The sequence below is a fragment of the Dietzia sp. DQ11-44 genome (genome assembly GCF_014145205.1).
Lineage (GTDB): Bacteria > Actinomycetota > Actinomycetes > Mycobacteriales > Mycobacteriaceae > Dietzia > Dietzia natronolimnaea.
Genome location: NZ_JAALEC010000606.1, coordinates 1 through 4,890, shown reverse-complemented (window position 1 = coordinate 4,890; position 4,890 = coordinate 1). Strand labels below are relative to the sequence as shown.

Annotated in this window: 4 protein-coding genes; 1 reads left to right on the top strand and 3 read right to left on the bottom strand. The window is 71.2% G+C overall.

Going from position 1 to position 4,890, the window contains the following annotated elements; translation table 11 throughout:
• The 3 genes from G6018_RS14230 to G6018_RS14220 all read right to left on the bottom strand — a co-directional run.
• A partial coding sequence (locus G6018_RS14230; RefSeq protein WP_182639966.1) for an ABC transporter permease occupies positions 1 to 504 on the bottom strand: 504 nt, incomplete at its 3' end.
• On the bottom strand, positions 504 to 1,865 hold the full coding sequence (locus G6018_RS14225; protein ID WP_182639965.1) for an ABC transporter substrate-binding protein: 1,362 nt from the start codon (positions 1,863 to 1,865) through the stop codon (positions 504 to 506). The genes G6018_RS14230 and G6018_RS14225, both read right to left, overlap by 1 nt.
• 214 nt (positions 1,866 to 2,079) lie before the next feature.
• Positions 2,080 to 3,027 (bottom strand): NAD(P)/FAD-dependent oxidoreductase, encoded by a 948-nt coding sequence (locus tag G6018_RS14220; protein ID WP_182639964.1) that lies wholly within the window; start codon positions 3,025 to 3,027, stop codon positions 2,080 to 2,082.
• A gap of 282 nt (positions 3,028 to 3,309) precedes the next feature.
• Between G6018_RS14220 and G6018_RS14215 the strand changes: the two genes are divergently transcribed.
• Positions 3,310 to 4,890: ABC transporter ATP-binding protein (locus tag G6018_RS14215; protein WP_182639963.1), on the top strand; the 1,581-nt coding region annotated here is incomplete at its 3' end.

Sequence of the window (4,890 nt, the reverse complement as noted above, 5' to 3'; positions counted from 1 at the left end):
CGGGACCAGTGAGACCGGCGGGAGCAGACCGAGTTGGATGGACAAGATCGTCACGAGGATCACCGCCAGGACGAACTCGGGGGTCGCGAGCACCACGGCGGCGGTGAGCGAGGCCGTCCGGTCCGTGCGGGACCCGGCGCGGGCTCCTGTGAGTACTCCGCCACCGAGTCCGGCCACCACGGCCACGGGGATCGCCGCGAGCATCAGGAGACCGGTCCGCGCCAGTGGCTCGCGGATCTGGTCGACGACGGGGATGCCCGAGGCGGAGAGGCCGGGGTCACCCCTGGCCATCCCACCCAGCCACTCGACGAACCTCTCGGCGACAGGGATGTCGAGACCGAGTTCGGCGCGTCGGCGGGTGAGCCAGGACGCGTCGGTGGTGACGAACGAGGCCGTCGCGGCGTCCCCGGGGAGCGTGTCGACCAACCAGAAGGCCAGCACGACGGTGACCGCGAAGGTGAGGAGCGTCTGGGCGATCCTCACCCCGGCGCGTCTGGGCGTCATCAGTCGGCGCGGGACCCGAAGAACGGCGCGGACTGGCTCGAGGGGACGTCACCGGCGGCATCGGTGGTCGCGTTGAGAAACGGCTGGTACCCCCAGATGAGCTGGCCACCCTGTTCGGACACCTCCACGGCGAGCCGGGAGACCGCCGCCTGGCGTTCGGCGTCGTCGGTGATCGCCGCAGCGTCGGCCAGACGCCGGTCCCAGGCCGCATCGGCACCGAATCCGTCGAGGTTGAAGCCGCCTGCCGAACCCGTGGTGAACGGCAGCGCCGTGGCAGTCGAGCGGTTGACCCAGTAGATGGAGAACAGCGGCAGCTTCATCAGGCCCGGGATGTCGGCGAAGTAGGCCGCCGGGTCCCGGCGGTCGAGAGTGAGGGTGAGTCCGGCCTCGCGGGCCTGGGTGACCAGGAGCTCGGCGGCGTCGTCGAGGCCGGGGACCACGTCAGAGGTCACCAGGGTCAGCTCCTCGACCCCTGCCTCCTCGAGGATGGTCCGCGCCCGGGCCACGTCCCGGGTGACCTCGGCAAGGTCGTCGGGGTAGCCGCTGATGCCCTTGCCCAGGACGTCCTCGCCCACGACAGCGCCTTGGCCGAGGACAGTGCTGACGAGGCTTTCCCGGTCGACCAGCAGCTTGAACGCCGTCCGGACCCGCTCGTCGTCGAACGGCGCGACGCGGGTGTTGAGGATGAGGCCCAGCGCCTTGGAGTCCGCCGGGCCACCCTCGGTGATCCGGGCCGAATCGGTCACCGTGCGCGCGGCGGTGACCGGGAGGTCGTTGGCGTAGTCGACGTCGCCGGAGACCACAGCGCGGGCTCGAGCATCGGGGTCCGGGATCGACCGCACCTCGAGTCGGTCGATGCCGACGCCCGGGTGATGGTCATTGGGCGTGAAGACCCATCCGTCCTCGGCCGATCCGGAGTCGAGGACGAACGGACCCGATCCGATACCGGCTCCGGGGTCGCCGCCCTTGAACACGGCGCTCTGGGGGGCAAGGACCGCCTCGACGAAGTCGGCCCGCGGAGCGCTGAGGTGCAGCTCGAGCGTGTGCTCGTCGACCGCGCGGGATGCCTCGGTGTCGAGCGGGGCGAGGAAGGACCCGGCCATCGGGGAGGCGGCCGTGTAGACCAGCGAGGCGAGGGCGTCCTCGGCGGTCACCGACGAGCCGTCCGAGAAGGTGGCGTCGGGCCGGAGGCGGACCGTCCACACATCGGCCGAGTCGTTCGAGGTGATCGACTCGGCCAGTTGCGGTACCGGCTCGTTGTCGAGGAGGACGACCAGAGAGTCGTATACCGCGAAGATGCCGACCCACGCTCCCGGAGAGGTCGCGGCGGCGGGGTCGAGCGTGTCCCCCGGGGGGACCATCGCGGCCACCCGGACGGTGCGCCCCGCTCCGGTGGAACCCGAACCGGCACCGGTGCCGTCTCCACTTCCGTCCTCGGTGGCGCAGGCGCCCAGGGTGAGTCCGGCGCCGGTGACGGCACCGGTGACGGCACCGGTGACGGAGGAAACCGCGGCGATCCATGAGCGTGGTGGTCCTTAGGTGAGTGGGTGGAGATGGGGGTGGGGTGGGGACGCGTCAGCCGAGACCGGCCTGGACGCGGAAGAGGTCCTGGTCGATCCACAGCGCCGCGGCCTGCCCGGCGGCGACGGCGCGGGCCACGAAGGCGAGCGGGACGGGATCGTCGCGACGGCGGGCGCAGTCGCCGGCCGCGAACACGCGCGGGTCGGACGTGCGCTGTTGCCAGTCCACCAGGATGGGAGCGCCCTCCGTCTCGACATCGAGCCCGAGAACGGAGTGGCGTGGCTGCTCGCGAGGCGTGTGGAACACCGCTCCGAATGTGAGCTCCTCGCCACCGGCCGAGACAGTGAGGGCGCCGTCGGTCCCGGCGACCCCGGTGACGGGACGGTGATCGACGCCGACGCCGTTGCGCGAGAGGATCCCGTGGATCTCGTCGGGGACCGGATGGCCGTTGGTGAGCAGGGTGACATCGCGGGAGAAGTGGGTGGCGAGATAGACCGCCTGCAACCCCGGTTGGGCGGGGTTCTCCGGGGCGTCGGTGAGGACGGCGAGCCGCCGCCCGTCGACCTCGTGGCCGTGGCAGAACGGGCAGTGGAAGACCCCTTGTCCGAAGCGCTCCGCCACACCGGGGATACCGCTCACGTCGTCGCGGACTCCGGCGGTGACCAGGAGTCGCTCGGCCAGGAAGGCTCCACCGTCCGACGTTGAGAGTCGGATCGGCGTGTCGGAGTCGGCCACCTCGAGGTCCGTCACGGTGGAGTGCACGATCTCGACGTTCGGATGGGCGGCGACCTCTTCCATCCCCACGCTCCGTAACTGCTCGGGAGGCCGGCCGTCGAGACCGAGGTACATGTGCATCTCGGTCGCGGGCGCGTTGCGCGGCTGGCCGGAGTCGACCAGCACGACGCGTCGCTTCTGTCGTCCCAGGACGAGGGTTGCGGTGAGGCAGGCCGGTCCGGCACCGATCACGGCGACCTCGACGGCCGTGGGGGTGGGTGATGGCATCGGGGCTCCAAGTTGTGTGACGACGGCGGGTGGTTCGGCCCCTTGAGTGGGAGGAGATCCGCAACCTCGATGACTCTATTGATAATGAGTCTCATTATCAATAGAGTCATCGGTGTTGCGCGTTGTCGGAATCGGACGGCGTCTTGCCGCGAGTGTCGAGAGGTGAGGTCATGTCGCATGAGCCCCAACTCATCGGAGCGATTGGCGATTCGTCCTCACCGCGGAACCTCTCGCCCCGACCGGGTAGCGAACCCGGAACCGCTACATGACTAGTGAGCCGCAGTGAGTGCCTCGGGATTCGACTATCGGGCCGTGCCGCGAGTGGTGCGCCCCCACCTCGGCGGGTCCCGTCGCCTGCTCGTGGCCGCGGTGGCGCTCGCCGTGGTCTCGGCCTTCGCGGAGCTCGCGGTGCCCTACGCCGTCTACCGACTGCTCGTGCACCTGGTGGTGGGCGACGGGGGGCTGGCGGCTGCGCAGGCGGTCGCTCTCGCGGCTGCGGGCGTCGTCGTCACCTACGTCACCTTCGGCGCGGCCACAGCACTGGCGCACCGGGCCGCCTTCGACGTGATCGCTCGGATCCGCATCGCCCTCGGAGAAGCATGGTCCGGGGCGGATCTGTCCGACCTGTCGGACGGGCACACGGCCTCCGCCCGCTCAGCCGCGGGGGAGGAGGTCGAGCGGCTCGAGGGAATCCTCGCGCACGGTGTGCCGGAGTTCGCGGCCAGTGTGACGGTGTGGCTCGTCATGACGGTGTGGCTTCTGGGTGAGGACTGGCGGTTGGCGCTGGCGTGCGCCGCGGTGGCCCCGCTGGCCTTCTGGACGATGCGGCGGGCGATGCGGTCCAACGCCCACCGGATGGGCGAGTTCGTCGTGGCGAACGCGGCGATGGGACGGGCGATGATGGACCAGCTCACGGCGCTCGCGGAGAGCAGGGTCTTCGGTGCCCGGACGCCCGGGTCCACGGCCGTGTCCGCGATCCGACACACCGCGAGCCTCCAGTCCGCGTGGGGCGCGGCGTTCCTGCGGTGGGGCGCCTGGTTCTCTCCCCTGGTCACCGCCACACCGGCGGTCGTCGCGGTGCTCGGGGCCTGGTTGCTCGCCGCCGGCCGGCTGGATGTGGACACGTTCCTGCTGTTCATCGTCCTGGCCCCGGCCTACACCGTTCCGCTCGTCACGCTCTTCTACCGGATGCACTCCCTTCCCCTGGCGGCGGCGAGTGCCCGTGCGGTCGAGGAGCAGCTCGACCTGGCCCCGGTGGACCTGACCACTGTGACCGGCCGGGAGCCGCGGGATCGCGCTGTCGTGGTCGACGGCGTCGACTTCGGACACCGGGGGCGGGCGAGCACTCTCCGACAGGTCTCGTTCCGGGTCCCGGAGAGCGCGACCGTCGCCCTGGTGGGGGAGTCCGGATCGGGCAAGACGACCCTGCTCGAGCTGATCGCCGGGGTGAGGACGCCGCCCGTCGGAGAGGTGACGCTCGGGGGCGTGCCCACCGCGGAGCTCCTCACCGCACCCGGTCGACGCCGGGTGAGCCTGGCCGCCCAGAATCCCCTGCTGTTCGCCGGCTCGATCGCGGAGAACCTCCGGACGGGGGCGCCCGACGCCCCCGACGGGCTCCTGCTCGACGCGCTGGACGCCGTCGGACTCCGTGACGAGTTGGGGGACTCGGCCCTCGATCGGCGTCTGGGGGAGGCGGGAGCTGGCCTGTCCGGGGGGCAGCGGCAGCGCCTCGCGCTCGCGCGGGCCCTCGTCGTCGACGCCTGGGTCGTGCTGATGGACGAGCCGACAGCCTCGGTCGACCCGCTCACCGAGGACGAGCTGTGGGAGTCGATCTCCCGGTGGTGCCGGGGGAAGACGCTGGTG